This window comes from Mycolicibacterium parafortuitum (assembly GCF_002086815.1).
In the GTDB taxonomy this organism is placed as follows: domain Bacteria; phylum Actinomycetota; class Actinomycetes; order Mycobacteriales; family Mycobacteriaceae; genus Mycobacterium; species Mycobacterium parafortuitum.
On record NZ_MVID01000019.1, the window covers coordinates 1 to 15278 of the forward strand.

Annotated in this window: 16 protein-coding genes and 1 pseudogene; 11 read left to right on the forward strand and 6 right to left on the reverse strand. The window is 67.9% G+C overall.

Annotation, left to right across the window (positions count from 1 at the left end; genetic code table 11):
* Positions 1-202 precede the first annotated feature (202 nt).
* The 5 genes and pseudogenes from BST38_RS18995 to BST38_RS19015 all read left to right on the forward strand — a co-directional run.
* Positions 203-685, forward strand: coding sequence for a hypothetical protein (locus tag BST38_RS18995; RefSeq protein WP_083145126.1), 483 nt, complete (start codon positions 203-205; stop codon positions 683-685).
* Positions 686-768: 83 nt separating this feature from the next.
* The gene (locus BST38_RS19000; protein WP_083145020.1) at positions 769-1671 is read left to right on the forward strand and encodes a metal-dependent hydrolase; all 903 of its coding nucleotides are present in this window, start codon (positions 769-771) and stop codon (positions 1669-1671) included.
* Positions 1671-2768, forward strand: a complete 1098-nt coding sequence (locus BST38_RS19005) for a PDR/VanB family oxidoreductase (RefSeq protein WP_083145021.1) — start codon at positions 1671-1673, stop codon at positions 2766-2768. Before BST38_RS19000 ends, BST38_RS19005 begins: the two co-directional genes overlap by 1 nt.
* 19 nt (positions 2769-2787) lie before the next feature.
* The gene (locus tag BST38_RS19010) at positions 2788-4134 is read left to right on the forward strand and encodes a serine/threonine-protein kinase (protein ID WP_083145022.1); all 1347 of its coding nucleotides are present in this window, start codon (positions 2788-2790) and stop codon (positions 4132-4134) included.
* 8 nt (positions 4135-4142) lie between these two features.
* Positions 4143-4526: pseudogene (locus BST38_RS19015) on the forward strand (nuclear transport factor 2 family protein); the annotation flags it as partial.
* 22 nt (positions 4527-4548) lie between these two features.
* Here BST38_RS19015 and BST38_RS19020 read toward each other — a convergent pair.
* Positions 4549-5040: an NUDIX hydrolase gene (locus BST38_RS19020; RefSeq protein ID WP_083145023.1), complete on the reverse strand. Its 492-nt coding sequence runs from the start codon at positions 5038-5040 to the stop codon at positions 4549-4551.
* A gap of 26 nt (positions 5041-5066) precedes the next feature.
* Between BST38_RS19020 and BST38_RS19025 the strand changes: the two genes are divergently transcribed.
* Positions 5067-5717: a hypothetical protein gene (locus tag BST38_RS19025; RefSeq protein WP_083145024.1), complete on the forward strand. Its 651-nt coding sequence runs from the start codon at positions 5067-5069 to the stop codon at positions 5715-5717.
* Between the two features lie 11 nt (positions 5718-5728).
* Here the strand turns inward: BST38_RS19025 and BST38_RS19030 are convergent, their stop codons facing one another.
* Both BST38_RS19030 and BST38_RS19035 read right to left on the reverse strand, forming a co-directional pair.
* Positions 5729-6328, reverse strand: coding sequence for a hypothetical protein (locus BST38_RS19030; protein WP_083145026.1), 600 nt, complete (start codon positions 6326-6328; stop codon positions 5729-5731).
* A 7-nt stretch (positions 6329-6335) separates the two neighbouring features.
* Positions 6336-7193, reverse strand: coding sequence for a ketosteroid isomerase family protein (locus BST38_RS19035; RefSeq protein WP_083145027.1), 858 nt, complete (start codon positions 7191-7193; stop codon positions 6336-6338).
* Between the two features lie 65 nt (positions 7194-7258).
* Here BST38_RS19035 and BST38_RS19040 point away from each other — a divergent pair, with 65 nt between their 5' ends.
* Positions 7259-7672: an Rv0313 family protein gene (locus tag BST38_RS19040; RefSeq protein ID WP_083145028.1), complete on the forward strand. Its 414-nt coding sequence runs from the start codon at positions 7259-7261 to the stop codon at positions 7670-7672.
* Here BST38_RS19040 and BST38_RS19045 read toward each other — a convergent pair.
* Entirely contained in the window at positions 7652-8845 is a 1194-nt protein-coding gene (locus BST38_RS19045) for a cytochrome P450 (protein WP_083145030.1), read from the reverse strand. The genes BST38_RS19040 and BST38_RS19045 overlap by 21 nt on opposite strands.
* Positions 8846-9123: 278 nt before the next feature.
* Here BST38_RS19045 and BST38_RS19050 point away from each other — a divergent pair, with 278 nt between their 5' ends.
* From BST38_RS19050 to BST38_RS19060, 3 genes are read left to right on the forward strand one after another with little or no spacing between them, the layout of a single operon-like run.
* Positions 9124-9552 carry an MmpS family transport accessory protein gene (locus BST38_RS19050; protein ID WP_083145032.1) on the forward strand — a complete coding sequence of 143 codons (429 nt, stop codon included), beginning with the start codon at positions 9124-9126 and terminating at the stop codon, positions 9550-9552.
* On the forward strand, positions 9549-12455 hold the full coding sequence (locus tag BST38_RS19055) for an MMPL/RND family transporter (protein WP_083145034.1): 2907 nt from the start codon (positions 9549-9551) through the stop codon (positions 12453-12455). Before BST38_RS19050 ends, BST38_RS19055 begins: the two co-directional genes overlap by 4 nt.
* On the forward strand, positions 12452-12805 hold the full coding sequence (locus BST38_RS19060; protein ID WP_083145036.1) for a DUF732 domain-containing protein: 354 nt from the start codon (positions 12452-12454) through the stop codon (positions 12803-12805). The genes BST38_RS19055 and BST38_RS19060 overlap by 4 nt, the downstream gene beginning before the upstream one ends.
* A gap of 162 nt (positions 12806-12967) precedes the next feature.
* Here BST38_RS19060 and BST38_RS19065 read toward each other — a convergent pair whose 3' ends face one another.
* Complete coding sequence (locus BST38_RS19065) at positions 12968-13435, reverse strand: DUF5078 domain-containing protein (protein WP_083145039.1); 468 nt, start codon at positions 13433-13435, stop codon at positions 12968-12970.
* A 103-nt stretch (positions 13436-13538) separates the two neighbouring features.
* Positions 13539-13826, reverse strand: coding sequence for a hypothetical protein (locus BST38_RS19070; RefSeq protein ID WP_083145041.1), 288 nt, complete (start codon positions 13824-13826; stop codon positions 13539-13541).
* Between the two features lie 174 nt (positions 13827-14000).
* Here BST38_RS19070 and BST38_RS19075 point away from each other — a divergent pair, with 174 nt between their 5' ends.
* A complete protein-coding gene (locus BST38_RS19075) occupies positions 14001-15275 on the forward strand; it encodes a spinster family MFS transporter (RefSeq protein WP_083145042.1) in 1275 nt (424 codons plus the stop codon).
* The last annotated feature ends 3 nt before the right edge of the window (positions 15276-15278 follow it).

Below are 15278 nucleotides of genomic sequence, written 5' to 3' on the forward strand. Positions count from 1 at the left end.
GGCTCTACCAAAACACCATCACCGGACACATCTACTACGTGAAGGTCCGTTGACCAGCGAGCACGAGCGAGAGGGGCGCCCACCGGGCGCCCCTCTTCTCGTATCTGACGAGCACACCTGTAACGCCGGGGCCCGCTGCAGCGGTTTCACATTCGTCACTGCTGCGATATGTTCGCACCGCATACCAACCGAGGGAGTGTTCGTGAACAAGCTCGTCGTGCTCAGCGGCGGTTGCCTCGCCGCCGGAACAGTCGCGCTGCTCGGAGCGGGTGCCGCCGTGTCACAGCCGCAGGCAGGCACCTCCGCACATCCCTCGAACGTCGTCGGCGAGCAGTACGGCCGTGCACTGGCGATCCTGAAGAGCCAGGGCATCAAGGCGTATTTCGGCGGCTCGACGGGCAGTGTGCTGCCTCAGTCGTCCTGCCTCGTCGGCTCGCAGAAGGTCACCAGTGGCGGACGCATGCTGCTGATGCTCGACTGCACCCAGGCCGCCGCCGACCAGATCAAGGCCATGGGCCCGACCGGCGGTCCGACGGTCGGCGCCAACGGCGTCACGACCGTCACCCCGACCCCGCTGGTGCCCATCGCCGGCGCACCGGGCGCGGGTACCGCGCCTCCCGGAATGGTGCAGAGCGTGCCGCCGGGCGGTGTCCCGCCGATCATCGCGAACACCTCGCCGCGCTGACACCCCTCCGACATATCCGGTACCTGCGTTCCCACTAAGTCGTCGTAAACTCACCCCAAGTTCACGACGAACAGGAGCAGCAGATGTTGCGACCGCGCCGTTTCACCGCCGAGATCGATCCCGGTCCCGTCCAGATCCAGGCCCGCAAGGTGCAGTTCGATGTCGCCGACATCCCACTGCACTGGATCCCCGGCCATCCGGTCGCCTCACACGTCGTCAGCGTCCTCAACATCGTGCTGCCCGCCGGGGAACGCTGGTTCGTGCAGACGTTCAACGAGGCACTGCCGCTGGTCAAGGACCCGAAGCTGGCCGACGACATCCGGGGCTTCATCGGCCAAGAGGCCACCCACGCCGACGTGCACGACCACGTCCTGCACGACTTCATGGTCGGCCACGGCGTCGACCCGACTCCGATCCTCGCCCAGATCGAGCACTTGTTCACCAAAACTCTGGCGCCGTTGGATGATTCGGCCGACGAATCCCGACGACTGAGCCACCTCTGCGACCGGCTGTGGCTGATCGCCGCGATCGAGCACTACACCGCCGTGATGGGCGACTTCGCACTCAACTGCTCGTGGGATGACTTCGGCGCCGATCCGACGCTGGTCGACCTGTTCCGCTGGCACGGCAGCGAGGAGGTCGAACACCGCAGCGTCGCCCACGACGTCGCCGTCTACTTCCACGACAGCTACCTCGCCCGGATCCGCGCGATGACGATCGCGGCGTCGATGCTGTTCGTGTTCTTCCAGCGCGCCGCGTGGTACCTGGTCCGCAAGGATCCCTCCGTCGACGCCACCTGGTGGCAGTTCAACCGGATGCGGATGCGCGACTCCACACTCGGCCTGCTGCCGCATTACCGGAACCTGTTCGGGTCGAGCACCCTCGGCTACTTCCGCCCGAAGTACTCCCCCGAGGATCTCGGGTCGACCGCGCAGGCCGTCGCCTACCTGGCCACCTCGCCGGCGGCGCGCGCCGCGCAGCTGTGATGGGCGTCTTCACGCGCTACCGGCAGACGCCTCCGAGCGCCTCCGGGCGCACCCGCCACGACCTGACGCTGAGCCTCGCCGACGCCACACTGAGCGGCCTGTTCGCGGCGTCAGCAGCAATCCGACGCATCCGCCCACCGCGCGCGAGCACCGACACGATCCCGCTGACGGTGGCCGCGCGGCGCGTCGTCGCCCGAGACCAGGACGTCGTCGAGCTGACGCTGACCGGCGAACGACTGCCGCGCTGGTATCCGGGCGCACATCTGGACATCCACCTGCCCAGCGGGCGGATCCGGCAGTACTCGCTCTGCGGCGACCCCGCCCGCACCGACCAGTACCGCATCGCCGTCCGGCGGATCCCCGACGGGGGCGGCGGCTCGACCGAGGTGCACGACGCACTGCGGGAAGGGGCGACGGTCCACACCCACGGGCCGCGTAACGCATTCCCGCTGACGGTGCCCGGATACGGTTCTCCCGCAAGGCAATTCCGATTCATCGCCGGAGGCATCGGGATCACCCCGGTGTTGCCGATGCTCGCGATGGCCCGCCGGATCGGCGTCGACTGGTCCATGCTCTACACCGGACGCTCCCTGGACTCGCTACCGTTCGTCGACGAGGTCGCCGGGTACGGTGCGGCGGTCGAGATCCGGACGGACGACCGGCACGGGCTGCCGTCGGCGGCCGAACTGCTCGGCGACTGCCCCGAGGGCACCGCGGTCTACGCGTGCGGACCCGCCCCGATGCTCGCCGCGATCCGCACCGCGCTGGTCGGGCGTGACGACGTCGAACTGCACTTCGAGCGGTTCGCCGCACCGCCGGTGGTCGACGGCCGGGAGTTTCGGGTGACCGTCGCATCCACCGGGCAGACGGTTGCGGTCGGCGCCGACGAGACGTTGCTGGCCGGGTTGCGCCGCACCGGCGTCCACACGCCGTACTCCTGTCAGCAGGGCTTCTGCGGGACGTGCCGCACCCGCGTGCTTTCCGGCACTGTCGACCACCGCGACACACTGCTCACCGACCCGGAACGGGCGGCGGGAATGATGCTGACGTGTGTGTCCCGGGCCGCCGACGGCGCTGACCTGACGCTGGATCTGTAGTACGCCGTACTATTCGGCCATGCCGTTGGCTGCGGGTGAGACGTTCGCGGGCTACACGATCGTGAGACTGCTCGGCTCCGGCGGAATGGGCGAGGTGTACCTGGCCCAGCACCCCCGACTCCCCCGCCAGGACGCGCTGAAGGTGCTGCCCGCCGAGGTGTCCGGAGATTCGGAGTACCGGCAGCGGTTCGAACGTGAAGCCGATATTGCGGCCACGCTGTGGCATCCGCACATCGTCGGCGTGCACGACCGCGGCGAGGACAACGGCCGGATCTGGATCTCAATGGACTACGTCGAGGGCACCGACGCGGCACATCTGCTGGCCGCGCAGCGCAGCGCCGGCCTGCCCGTCACCCAGGTCGCCGAGATCGTCACCGCCGTGGCCGACGCGCTCGACTACGCCCACGAAAACCGCCTGCTGCACCGCGACGTCAAACCCGCCAACATCCTGCTCTCCCGCCCCGGCGCGCCGAACCAGCGAATCCTGTTGGCGGACTTCGGTATCGCCCGCTGGGAAGACGACATCAGCGGCCTGACCGCGACCAACATGACGGTGGGCACGGTGTCCTACGCCGCGCCCGAACAACTGATGGGCCGCAAACTCGACGGCCGGGCCGACCAGTACGCGTTGGCCGCCACCGCCTTTCACCTGCTGACCGGGTCGCCGCCGTTCTCGCACTCCAACCCCGCGGTGGTGATCAGCCAGCACCTGTCGGCCGAACCGCCGCGGCTGGCGGGGCATCGCCCCGAACTAGCCGGGCTGGACCCGGTACTGGCGAAAGCGCTCGCGAAGGACCCCGCCGACCGCTTCGAGCACTGCGCGGATTTCGCCCACGCGCTGCGCCACCACCTCACGGGTGCGACCGCCCCGGATTCGGGCGTCACCCGCCCCGCGACCCCCGCCACCGAACCCCGATCGCGGCTGCGGCCGGCGATCGTCGTACCCGCGGTGCTGGCGGTGCTGCTGGTCGTCGCGATCGCGGTGGCCGCGCTGGAGTTCCTGCGCGCCGATCGTCCGGAGACGCCCCCGACCGCTCAGCCGACACCCGAAACCACGACAACACCCGCCCCGGCGCCCACCGTGGTGATCGGCGCGAACTGTGCCCCGCAGGGTTCGACGGCGACGACGGCCGACGGCGCCGTCGCATACTGCACGGCGGTGCCGGACGCGACGGCCACGATCTGGTCGCTGACCCACGGAGAGCTGCCCACCCCGACGTCGACGCCGCCACCGGATCCGGCCGAGCCGCCGCTGCGCACCGAGGAGGCGTTCCCGGTGCTGACCTGCATGGAGCAGACGGGTCAGACGCGCCGGGAGTGCAGGCGCGCGATCCGTGAGAGCAACGGTCTGCCCGCGCTGCCATGACCCTCGACATGGCGGACCGTCTCGCGGTCGGTGACCTGGTCCATCTGTACGCCTCGGCCGTCGACGACCGACGGTTCACCGACGTCCTCGAATTGTTCACCGACACCGCGGAATTGAGAGTTCCGGAGCCGCCGCACACGTTGGAGCCGACGCGGCGACTGCACGGCCGCGACGGAGTCCGGGCCGCGCTGTCGGCGCTGGACTCGGTGACCCGCACCGAACACGCCATCGTGGGCGAGGTGTACGCGCCCGGCACGGACCGCGACTACGCGCTCGGCCGGATCACCTGCGTCGCGCACCATTGGACCGTCGACGCCGCGGGCGCGATCACCGACACGGTGTGGCACCTCCGCTACGACGACGAGTACCTGCGAACTCCTCGCGGCTGGCGGTTCCACGGCCGCGCGCTGACGATCAACGCGATCGAAACCCGTCCGGTGCGCCGGTTGCGAGCGCCTGCTCCAACGCGTCGAGAAGCGGGCGCTGCCCCTTCAGCAGCTTCTCGCGCGCCGTCGCCACGTCGAACCAGCCCACCCGGTCGATCTCCGGGAACTCCTTGAGCTTGCCGGATCCGCGCGGCCATTCCAGGGTGAACGTGTTGCTGACGGCGCCGTCGAGATCGAGGTCGCCGCACACCGCGAATGCGGTGACCACCTTGCCGCCGGGCTGGCGCACCGGGGCGAGGTCGATGCGCGGCCCCGGCGGGGGCGGCTTGCCGATCTCCTCGGTGAACTCCCGCTGCGCCGCGAGCCACGGGTCCTCCCCGTCGGCATACTCGCCCTTCGGAATCGACCATGCCCCTTCGTCTTTGCGCGCCCAGAACGGACCACCGGGATGGCCGATGAGCACTTCGAGGCCACCGCCGGTCGCCCGGTAGAGCAGCAATCCGGCGCTGAGCTTGGGCACGCGTCCGACGATAGTATGGCGCCACGATGACCAGTCCCCGGCGGTTACTCACCTCGCTGTGGTCGGCCGCGGCATACCGGCCGCTGTTCATGACGGTGCGCCGGTTCGCGGTCGGGCGCCGGCTCACCCTCCGTGTCGACGACGCCGATCTCACCATGACCGTCACCGCGCTCGACGCCGCCGACCAGCTCACCGCCATCACCGCGACCGCCGAGGACATCAACTGGCGGACAAGTCATTTCGAGCGGGCCACGGTGCGGCTGCACAACATGAGGATGAAGCCCGGTGCGCCGCTGGCCGTGGTCGCCGGTCCGGTGGACGTGACGCTGGACGTACCGGCGCCGACCCTGGCCGACCTGCTCCGTGCGACCGCACCGCGGCTCGCGGGCGCGATCGGCGCCGACGGGGTGGCGCGGGTCGGTCTGGCCCGGCGACCACGGCTGGGCTATGTGGAGGTCGAGGCGCGGCTCGACGGCGCGGCGCTGTGGCTGACCGCGCGCCGGATCGGGATCGGCGCCAGGCGGTGGCGCCTGCCCACCCGCACCCCGGCATATCCGGTGCGGCTGCCGGAGATGGCCGGCGGACTGCAGCTGACCGGGGTCGCGTTCGCTCCCGGGATCGTGCGGGTGTCGGGCACTCTCCCGCAGTGGCGCGCCGACCTGAGTGAGGTGCTGTGACCGGCGGCCGGTCAGATACCGGTCCAGGCCTCGTCGATGGTGTCGGCGACGTCGATGACCTTGGCCTTCTGAGAGCCCGGGCTGTCGATCTCGCCGGCCACGTGCAGCGCGATGAACCGCTTGACCTCGGCGTCGATGCCGCCGATGATCCGCACCACCTCCGCACGCAGCGTCTTCGACGTCACGTGGATCGCGATGTCAGCGGCCCGCGGTTTCTCCACGTCGAGGATCAGCAGCAGCGGTGCGGCGGCCTTGGCGGTGGCGCGCAACGAGATCTCGCCGAACACCATGAACTTCGGTTTGTCGATGCGCAGGTCGACGACCATGTCGATCTCCAGCGGAATCTTGATCGCAAACGTGATCAGCTCGCCGAGTTCGCGGGTGACCCGGGGCTGCTGGATGCGCACCTTGGCGGTCACCTTGGCGATCCGGCCGGGGCCTTGGGCCATCGGACCCATCTCGAACTCGTCACCGGCGATCGCGCCGATCGCGGCGGCCACACGCTCCTCCGACACGGCAATCTCGAAGAATCGCCTGCCGAATTCCTCGTAGGTCATGTATTCGGCGGGGACCGGATCCGGCGGGAGCTCGGACGATGGGGGCACGGACATGGTGCTGCTACGTTCTCACGTCGGATGCGCCGGGCGCGACCTCCGCGAACATCCGGACCTGGCTGATCCTGACGCGGTCGCCTCCGGGGACGGCGGCGATCTCACCGATCAGCACCACGCGCTGGCCGTCGCGCAGGACCCGCGCCGCGACGTAACGGCCCGACGCGATGAGTTTGTCCCAGGTCCCGCCCGAGAGGTGTTTGAGCAGATCCGACGTGGTGATCGGGTCGCCGTCGCCGAGGGTGACGGAACTGTCGGACAGCAGCCGCCGCATGCCGACCTCGTCCCCGGCGCAGGCACCGTCGAGGAATCGGGCGAAGACGTCCTTGCCGCCACGTCCGGAACCGCGGAAACCGGCCAGGAAGCCGAGGCTGCCGTGCAGCCCCTGGTTGCCGAACATCGCCCGGCCCAGCGAGATGCCCGCGGGCACCGCCGCAAGCCCTCCCGCGGCGAACTGTCCGACCATCGCGGGCAGCTCCCAGAACGCCGACAGCGCGCTGATCCTCAGTTCGTCACCGTCGGTGCGCAGGTCGTAGCGGATGTAGGTGGGTACCCGCATGGTCAGCGCGTCGGCCATCTCGATCTCCAGCTCGACGTCGCGGATCACGGTGCCGCCGGTGTTGCCACTCATCGCCCCACCCACGACGATGTCGCCGTCGACGTGCGCGGTGATCGTCCGCGGCCCGATGAACGTGTCGTAGAACCGCCCGATCGCGACCCGGCCGTGGTGCGGCGCGGAGCCCACCGGATCCTCGACCCTGCCGTCGGCGGTGAACAGGCCGATCCAGCCTGCACGGTCGTGGGATCCCGCGGCGGCCAGCGACCGCTGCGCCGCGGTCAGCACATCGGCTCGTGTGAAGGGCATATGGTTGCCTACCACCTCGGCGAGCGGCAGTCGACCAGACCTGCCGTCGCGGGCACACTGGTCTCATGAGCAGAAGCAGCGGGCCGTTCGGATTCGACCCGGAGGATTTCGATCGTGTGGTCCGCGAGGCGGGCGAGGGACTGCGTGAGGCGCTCGACGGCCTCGGCCGTTTCGTGAACACCCCGGGCGAGAAGGCCGGCTGGTCGGTGCTGTTCGACGAATTCGCCCGGGGCGGCAGGCCGCGGTCACGCCCGGAGACCACCGGGGAGACCGGCGACGGCGTGTGGGCCATCTACACCGTCGACGACGGCGGCGGCGCCCATATCGAGCAGGTCTACCCGAGCGAACTCGACGCGTTGCGGGCGAACAAGGACAACACCGATCCGTCGCGGCGGGTGCGGTTCCTGCCGTACGGCATCGCGGTCAGTGTGCTCGACACGGCCCCGGACAGTGGTGAATCAGCCGACGACCATTCGTAGGTGCTCCCAGCCGCGCACGGTCGAGGTCGGCGCCAACCGGGCGGTGTCGTAGTCGATGTCCCATTCGGGCCACCGATTGAGCAGTTCGTCGAGCGCGACGCGGCCCTCCAGCCGGGCCAGGTTCGCGCCGAGGCAGTAGTGCAGCCCCTTGCCGAACGTGAGGTGGCTGATGTTGTCGCGGTGGATGTCGAACGTGTCCGGGTTCTGGTAGCGCCGCTCGTCACGGTTGGCGGCACCGAACAGCAGCAGGATCGCGCTGCCCGCGGGCACCCTGGTGCCGGCGTACTCGAAGTCGGTCGCGAGGTAGCGCGCGACGTGCGGGCCGGTGGGTTCGAACCGAAGCGTCTCGTCGACCGTCCTGCCCAGCAGTGTGCGGTCCTCGACGATATGGCGCCGCTGCTCGGGATGTTCGGCGAGCACCTTGGCCAACCACCCGATCAGCCGGCCCGTCGTCTCGTTGCCCGCGCCGGCCACCACCTGGGTGTAGTGCAGCACCTCTTTGCGGCTGAGCTTGCGGTGCACGCCCGTCTCGTCGGTGAACTCGACGTTGAGCAGGGCGGTCATCAGGTCGTCGGACGGGTTGGCCGCCCGCCACTCGACGTAGTCGGCGTAGATGCGGCCGTCGGCGATCCGGTCGGGATCGGCGACCTTCATCGGTGCGCCGGGCTTGGTGCGCAGGTTCGCGTCGTTGGCATCGCGCACCGACACCTGTTCTGACTCCGGGATCCCGAGCAGCATGCCGATCACGCGCATCGGCATCATCGCGGCGAGCTCGGCGATCACGTCGAAGCCGTCGCTGCCGACCAGCGGGTCGAGGCAGTTCACGCAGTACTGCCGGATCTGATCCTCGATCTCGGCCATCCGCCGCGGGGTGAACACCCGCGACATCAGCCCGCGCAGCAGGGTGTGCTCGGGCGGGTCCTCGAACATCATCACGCCCTTGGGCATGTCGAAGTCGGATTTGACCAGCTCCAGGATGTCGCTGCGGCGGTTCGAGAAGGTCGACCAGTTCAGCAGCGCGCTCTCGACGTCGGTGTGCCGCGACAACGCCCAGAAGTCGTAGCGTTCGTTGTAATAGAGCGGCGCCTCGTCCCGCAGCCGGGCGTAGGTCGGATAAGGATCGGCGACGATCGCCAGGTCGTACGGGTCGTAATAAAGCTCGGCCACCGTCACGCGGACACGCTCCTCATCGACTGTGCGATCGCTCAGCACTCAGCTGTGGGTATGTCTAGCAGCGGGGTTCGTGACGGGTCAAGGAAACCGCGCAACAATCTGGCGGAGCGTCATTTAGTGACCTGGATCGCACCGGCAAAATATGAGTTAGCAGCAACACATTGCCTTGAGTTAGCCTGAGCGCCGGTGGGAACTTAACCTAGCTAAGTTACGATCAGCAGAACATTCGAAACGATTTCCAGGGGTCAAATGCGCGCCACCACACGGGGTCAGTCGTCGTGATCGCCATCGGTAAAAAAGTGTGGCTGCCGCTGCTCATCATCGTCGTCGTCGTCGTCGCAGGCCTGACCGTGTCGCGCATCCGGACGTTCTTCGGCTCGGAGGGCATCATCGAGACGCCGCGCAACTTCGCCGACCTACCGGAACCGTTCGATCCCAAGGTTGTTCGCTACGAGATCATCGGCAACGGAAGCTACGCCGACGTGAACTACCTCGACCTCGACGCGAAGCCGCAGCGGGTCGACGGCGCCGCGCTGCCCTGGTCGCTGACGCTGGAGACCACCGAGCCGTCGGCTGCGCCGAACATCGTCGCCCAGGGTGACAGCAGCACGATCACGTGCCGCATCTACGTCGACGACGAGCTCAAGGACGAGAGAACGACCGACGGCTTGAATGCCCAGACCTTCTGCTTTGTGAAATCCGCATGAGCGCACCCGCTTCCGACGCCCGCACCGACGAGTTCCCGACAGCACGGCAGCAGCACCGCCCGTTCATCCCCCGGATGATCCGGCTGTTCGCGCTGCCGATCATCCTCGGCTGGATCGCGCTGATCGTCGTCGTCAACGTCACGGTGCCGCAGCTCGAGACGGTCGGCGAGATGCAGGCCGTGTCGATGAGCCCCAACGACGCGCCGTCGATGATCTCGATGAAGAAGGTCGGCGAGCTGTTCGAGGAAGGCGACTCCGACAGCTCGGTGATGATCGTCTTCGAGGGTGAGAAACCCCTCGGCGACGCCGAGCACGCCTGGTACGACGAGTTGGTCGACCGGCTGGAGGCCGACACCGAGCACGTGCAGTCGGTTCAGGACTTCTGGAGCGACCCACTCACCGCGTCCGGCTCCCAGAGCAACGACGGGTTGTCCGCCTACGTCCAGGTCAAGCTCTCCGGCAACCAGGGCGAGGCGCTGGCCAACGAGTCGGTGAAGGCCGTCCAGGCCATCGTCAACAGCCTGGAACCTCCGCCGGGGGTGAAGGCCTTCGTCACCGGCCCCGCCGCGCTGGCCGCCGACCAGCACATCGCCGGCGACCGCAGCATGCGCGTGATCGAGTTGGCGACGTTCACGGTGATCATCGTGATGCTGCTGCTGGTGTACCGGTCGATCGTCACGGTGCTGATCACGTTGGTGATGGTGGTGCTCTCGCTGGCCACCGCGCGCGGCATCGTCGCGTTCCTCGGCTACCACGAGATCATCGGCCTCTCCACCTTCGCCACCAACCTGCTGGTGACGCTGGCCATCGCCGCGGCGACGGACTATGCGATCTTCCTGATAGGCCGATATCAGGAGGCCCGAACACAAGGCGAGGACAAAGAGTCCGCCTACTACACGATGTTCCACGGCACCGCGCACGTGGTGTTGGGGTCCGGTCTGACCATCGCCGGCGCGACGTTCTGCCTGAGCTTCACCCGGCTGCCGTACTTCCAGACCATGGGTGTCCCGCTGGCGATCGGCATGTTCGTCGTCGTGATGGCCGGCGTGGTGCTGATGGTCGCGATCATCAGCGTCGCGACCCGCTTCGGCAAACTCCTCGAACCCAAGCGTGCGATGCGCATCCGAGGCTGGCGCAAGATCGGCGCCGCGATCGTGCGCTGGCCCGGTCCGATCCTGGTGGCCGCGATGGCGATCACGCTGGTCGGGCTGCTGGCCCTGCCCGGCTACAAGACCAACTACAACGACCGCGAGTACCTGCCCGCCGACCTGCCGGCCAACCAGGGTTACGCGGTCGCCGATCGCCATTTCGACCAGGCCCGGATGAACCCCGAGCTGCTGATGATCGAAAGCGACCACGACCTGCGCAACTCGGCCGACTTCCTCGTCATCGACAAGATCGCCAAGGCGATCTTCCGGGTCGAGGGCATCGCCCGGGTGCAAGCCATCACCCGGCCCGACGGCAAGCCGATCAAGCACACCTCGATTCCGTTCCAGATGAGCATGCAGGGCACCACCCAGCGGCTCAACGAGAAGTACATGCAGGACCGGATGGCCGACATGCTGGTCCAGGCCGACGAGATGGCCAACACCATCAAGACGATGGAGAAGATGTCGAGCCTGACCGAGCAGATGGCCGACATCACCCACAGCATGGTCACCAAGATGGAGGGCATGGTCGTCGACATCGAGGACCTGCGCGACAGCATCGCGAACTTCGACGACTTCTTCCGCCCGATCCGCAACTACTTCTACTGGGAACCGCACTGCTACAACATCCCGGTGTGCTGGGCGCTGCGGTCGGTGTTCGACACCCTCGACGGCATCAACATCATGACCGATGACTTCAAGGAGATCATCCCGGACATGAAGCGTCTGGACGCATTGATGCCCCAGATGGTCGCGCTGATGCCCGAGATGATCCAGACCATGAAGACGATGCGGACCATGATGCTGACGATGTATCAGTCGCAGAAGGGTCAGCAGGATCAGATGGCGGCGATGTCGGAGGATGCCGATGCCATGGGCGAGGCCTTCGACAACTCGATGAACGACGACTCGTTCTATCTACCGCCGGAGATCTTCGAGAATGCCGACTTCCAGCGCGGTCTGGAGCAGTTCCTGTCCCCCGACGGGCACGCGGTGCGCTTCATCATCTCCCACGAGGGTGATCCGCTGAGCCCCGAGGGCGTGGCCAAGATCGACAAGATCAAGACCGCGGCCAAGGAGGCGGTCAAGGGCACTCCGCTGGAGGGTTCGAAGATCTACCTCGGCGGCACCGCATCGGTGTTCAAGGACATGCAGGACGGCAACAACTACGACCTGCTGATCGCCGGGATCTCGGCGCTGGGCCTGATCTTCATCATCATGCTGATCCTGACCCGTGCGGTGGTCGCCGCAGCGGTGATCGTCGGCACGGTGGTGCTGTCGCTGGCCGCGTCGTTCGGGCTGTCGGTGTTGTTCTGGCAGCACATCCTGGGCCAGCCGCTGCACTGGATGGTGCTCGCGATGGCGGTGATCATCCTGCTCGCGGTGGGCGCCGACTACAACCTGTTGTTGGTCTCCCGACTCAAGGAGGAGATCCACGCCGGCATCGGCACGGGCATCATCCGCGCGATGGGCGGGAGCGGTTCCGTCGTAACGGCCGCAGGTTTGGTCTTCGCGCTTACGATGATGTCAATGTCGGTCAGCGAGTTGACCGTCATCGGACAGGTCGGTACGACGATCGGTCTGGGTCTGTTGTTCGACACCCTGGTGATCCGAGCGTTCATGACCCCGTCCATCGCCGCGCTGCTGGGCCCGTGGTTCTGGTGGCCGCAACGGGTTCGCACCCGTCCTGTTCCCGCACCCTGGCCGAGACCCGGCGGGCTGCAATCGGATCCGTCGGAAGGAGTGAGGGCATGAGGCGCCTCATGGTCGGTGTCGCTGCGGCGGCTGTGACGCTGGGAGCACTGGGAACCGCGGCACCCGCCGCGGCCGATCCCGATACCGCGTTCGCCAACGAGCTGAACACATACGGGATCTACGGTCAGAAGGACTACAACGCCTGGATCGGCAAGATCGCGTGTAAGCGGCTACGGACCAACGTCGACCCCGACGTGTTCGCGTCGGCGAAGTTCGTGCACGACCAGCTGCAGACCGACTCGTCGACCGATCAGGCCTACAAGTTCCTCGCCGCGGCGCTGCGCACCTACTGCCCGGACCGGCTGCCGATCCTCGACCAGGCCGCCGGGGCCGCCGAAGCCCCGGCCTAGCCAGGACGCCACACCTCCCCCACCGCGAGCGTGCGTGTCTGCACTCAGACGCGCCGCTCGCGGTGGTATTTGACGCACGCTCGCGCCGAAGCGACTGCCGCACAACCGTTCACAAAAAAGTTCGGCGGCGCCGTAGCGCCGCCGAACCGGGAAAACCTGGGACTACCGACCCGCCCAGTTCCACACGGACATGTCGCCGCGGGGGTAGTTCATGCAGACGTCGGTGGCATGCGCGACGACGCCCTTGTTGTTGAAGAACAGCTTGGCCCAGTTGCCCCAGCGGGTCGCGACCTGCTCGTAGTAGATGTTCGTCGCGGTGTTCTCCGAGTACTGACGGCGCCCGACCGGGTCCAGCGAGAAGAACCAGTGGATGCGGTCGAACGCGGCCTGCTGCACATCGAGCGGCCGGTTGCTGCGGTCGATCATGTAGCGCTCGAAGTACACCGGGTTGGTGTCGCGCACGGCGGCCATGTACTGCTCGACGTCGCACTGGGTGTGGATGATGCGGCGCGGGATCGGATAGTCGTCGGTGGAGTCGGCGAGCGCCGGCCCGGCGGTACCCACGCACATCGCCGCGGCGCCGATGAGGCCCAGACCCATCCGCGCGATGCGGCTCTTCAGTCCAGTCATCGTTGCTCCTGTGTTGTCGTTCGATCGATCCGCGATGGCGCGGGCATTACCCGCAGTGAGTGTATAGCGCAGCTAGACAGCTGTTTGGTGCTGATCACCGGATTTAACCGCCGCCCGTGACGGGATTCGACGTCAGCGAGATGAAGGAGCCGTTGATCCAGACGCCCCAGCGGCCGCCCCATCCCGAGAACCACACGACCGGATGCCCGTTCCAGAACTCCGACGGCTTCGGCGGGGCCCATGCGGGCGGTACCTCACCGACCGGCGCGGGCGGCGGTGCGGGTTGCGCGAAGGCCGGCGCGGCAACGGAACCCACCGCCCCGATCGCCATCCCGCCCACCAATACGGCGGCGGGCAGCGCGGTCTTGATCAGGGTCTTGAACGAGCCCATGGATGAACTCCCACATCGATCGCGAGCAGAGTATTTAGCATATATAACCAGCCGGCCCGGTGGCCAACCCGGGCCCGGACTCGCCGTCCATATGCCGCCGGATTGCCGCCCCCGCACGCCCTGTGCATGACATTCTGGGACCCGTCTGTAACGGATCGGCAGCGAGGAGACCTGATGTCGGCACCGTCGTCGGCGGAGGCCACCAAACACACCCACAGCCCCAGACGGGCCTGGGCGGCCGTCGGCACGCTCGCGGTCGTCGGCACGCTGAACTACGCCGACCGGTTCCTGCCCGCGGTGCTCGCCGAACCGATCCGCGAGGATCTCTCGTTGTCCGACACCGCGATCGGCGTGATCAACGGGTTCGGCTTCCTGGCCGTCTACGCGCTGATCGGCATCCCGATCGCCCGCGTCTCGGACCGCGGCGCGTACGGGCTGGTGATCTCGGGCTGCCTGTCGCTGTGGGGCGTGATGACCATGCTCGGCGGCGCCGTGCAGTCCGGGTTCCAGCTCGCGCTCACCCGCGTCGGCGTGGCGGTCGGCGAGGCCGGCTCGACTCCGGCCGCGCATGCCTACGTCGCGCGCAACTTCCCCCCGGAACGGCGCGCGGCACCGCTGGCCGTCATCACGCTGGCGATCCCACTGGCCAGCGCGGCCAGCCTGATCGGCGGCGGCCTGCTCGCCCAGGAGCTGGGCTGGCGCACCGCGTTCGTGGTGATGGGTGCGCTGAGCGTGCTGTTCGTCCCGGTGGTGCTCGTGGTCGTCGGCCGCAGGCAGCCGCCGCCGACGGAACCGGTTGCCACACAGCAGGTCCCGGCGAACTGGTGGGACATCCTGCGCAAGCCCAGCTATCTGATGATCGTCGCGGGGGCGGCGTCGATCTCGATCGCCGGCTACGCGGTGACGACGTTCGCGCCCGCGTTCCTGATGCGCGCGCGGGGCATGTCCCTCGGTGACGTCGGTGTGCACTACGGCATCGCCAGCGGCCTGACCGGAATCCTCGGCCTGTTGGTCGTCGGCAGGGTCGCCGACCGGTTGTCCCGGGTCGACCCGCGCTGGCTGCTGTGGCTGGTCGCGTTGATGACCGCCGTGCTGATCCCGTTCTCCACCCTCGGCTTCATCGTCGGCAGCCCCGGGCTGGCGGTGCTGTTCATCGCGCTGAGCTACGTGGTCGGCACGGCCTACATGGCCCCGTCGATCGCGGCGATCCAACGCCTGGTGCCCGCCGAACAGCGCGCCACCGCGTCGGCGATCTTCCTGTTCTTCAGTGCGATCCTCGGGTCGGCGGGGCCGTTCGTCGCGGGGCTGATCAGCGATGCGCTCAAGGACGACCTCGGCACCATGTCGCTGGGCCGGGCGCTGCTGTACGTGGTGCCGGTGATGCATCTGGTCGCGATCGGCTGCTACCTGTTGGCGAGCCGGCGCTACCTGCGCGAGATCGTCGCGTGAGCG